This is a genomic window from Alkalibacterium sp. s-m-28 (genome assembly GCF_054658175.1).
This window is the reverse complement of the sequence record NZ_BAAGIQ010000172.1, coordinates 1-2087: the sequence shown is the minus strand read 5'-3', so window position 1 is coordinate 2087 and position 2087 is coordinate 1. Positions and strand designations below refer to the sequence as shown.

The following is a 2087-nucleotide window of genomic DNA, read 5'->3' as shown; positions in this document are numbered from 1 at the left end:
GTGGAAATGAGATGGTTCCTGTTTACTATAAGAGTATTCACGGTATCGTCTACGATAATTCAGAACTGAAAAAGTAATGGCTACGCACTATCCCAAAAGGGCGAAGGCGTAGCCGAAGCTTTTTTTAATTTAGTATAAAATTAGTCTTCATCTGAAGAAGACAGACCCATCTCTTTCTTCATGCGGGCAAGTTCATCTTCAACAGCTGCCGACCCTGATTCTGATGCATATTTTTCCTCAAGGATCGCTGCTTCGTCTTTATGTTCCTTATTCAAGTCAGCCATAGCGTTGGACTCGTCCAGACGGCGGCTGGCTTTTTCTTCCATCCGTTCAAAGGAGCTCATAGCACCTTTAGATTTTCCAGCAGATTCTGACGCTTTGTTCAGCTTGTCCTGAGTATCTGCAACGGACAGCTGAGCTTTTATCATAGCCCGACGCTGACGCATTTTTTCTATATCAGTGGCCAGTTTGTCATGCATCTGCCGCATCTTGGTTGCATTCTCATGTGCTTTTGCATAGGCATTAGTGAGTCCTGTACCAATATCTTCGAGTTCCTGCTTCTTGGTAAGAAAAACTCGTGCATCACCGTCGTTGCCTGCTTCCAAGGCTTTTCTAGCAAAGTTACCATACTTGGCTACTTCAGCTTCATTATCATCCACCAGACGTTTGGCTCGTGTTTCCTCTGCCATAACACTGGCTGTATTCTGCTTCACTTCTGCCAGATCGTCCATCATCTTACGCAAGTACTGGTCGATCATTTTTTCCGGATCTTCCATACGGTCCATCAGAGCATTGACGTTTGCACTGATAACATCTGAAAAGCGGTCTAAAATTGCCATGTTTTCATCCTCCTATAGTGATGGTGCATGTTAATAGTTATCCCAATTATCATCCTCGTACTTTTTAGATAGATCTTCAGCTTCTGAACGCCCGAATGTATCGATCGGTTTGTTCAGCATATCGTCTGTCCGTTTAGCTTCTTTTTCTTTGGCATCCTGACGTGACTTCCACCATTTATATAACACGTAAATCAAAACAACGAGCCCGAAAATACTCAGTACTGGGATCCATGGAGATGTCGTGACTTCCATGATCCGATCAGCTGCATCTCTGAACGAGTTGCTGAAATATTCCTCATCAGTCAGGTTTCCATCAGCGTAATATCTGTCCAGATAGTCGAGCAGGATGTCTCCAGCTTCTCTATCGATCACACTTCTAGCCTGAGAACCAACGACATAATAAGTCGTATAGTCATTAGGTCGAGGTTCAAGGAAAACCAGCAGAAGGTGGGCTTCATCTGTAAATAATTCATCATATAAGTTATTTGCGTATGCTTCCACTTCATCCATTGAAGGTGATGTATTGCCGTCAATATCTCCAGTGATGTAGACATGAGGCTGGACACCCGTTTCATTGTAGAAATGGCGAAGTCCGTCGACCATACGGGTGTGATTCCCGATCCAGTCCAAGTTATCTGTATAGTAATCCGTTTCATTTACGGAACCTGAGGGCAAAGGCTCTCGCTCAACAGTGGACGTAGTGATACTACCTGATCCACCGTTTCCGCCAGTTCCAAAGTTCCCTACTGTAGACAGCAGGCTGAACATGATGAACAGGAATATCATGACGGTGAAAATACTGCCGCAGCCCATAAATCCACAGCCACCGCCACCTCGAGGGTATCTCCTTCGCCTGCCTAAACCGCCAAACATCCAGATCGGTCCCATGCGAGGCCCGTAATGTCTGGGTCGCCTATTGTAGCCGCCCCCGAAACCGCCACCGAAGCCTCCACCGCCTCGACCACTGCCACCGAAGCTTCCGCCGCCTCTACCGGCTCCACTGCTGCGTCCGCCACCGCCTCGACCACCGCCGAAACCACCGCCACGTCCACCGCCACTGAAGCCTCCGCCGCCACCACGGCCGCCTCCTCTTCCCATATGTATCCTTCCCTTCTTCGTGCAGTAATTACCAATTTTTTTGTTTTTTCGTGTTGTTTTAATGCAACTATCGTTGCTCTATCAATTAAAATACAAAAAGGCACCTCTTCCCCCCTTAATCTGATAAAATGAAGTTCACTAAAAACAAAC

At 46.5% G+C, this 2087-nt stretch carries 2 protein-coding genes; both read right to left on the bottom strand.

Going from position 1 to position 2087, the window contains the following annotated elements; translation table 11 throughout:
- Positions 1-140: 140 nt before the first annotated feature.
- A complete protein-coding gene (locus ACYQ4S_RS11695) occupies positions 141-839 on the bottom strand; it encodes a PspA/IM30 family protein (RefSeq protein WP_459771306.1) in 699 nt (232 codons plus the stop codon).
- A gap of 30 nt (positions 840-869) precedes the next feature.
- Positions 870-1937, bottom strand: a complete 1068-nt coding sequence (locus ACYQ4S_RS11690; RefSeq protein ID WP_346025538.1) for a hypothetical protein — start codon at positions 1935-1937, stop codon at positions 870-872.
- Between the last annotated feature and the right edge of the window lie 150 nt (positions 1938-2087).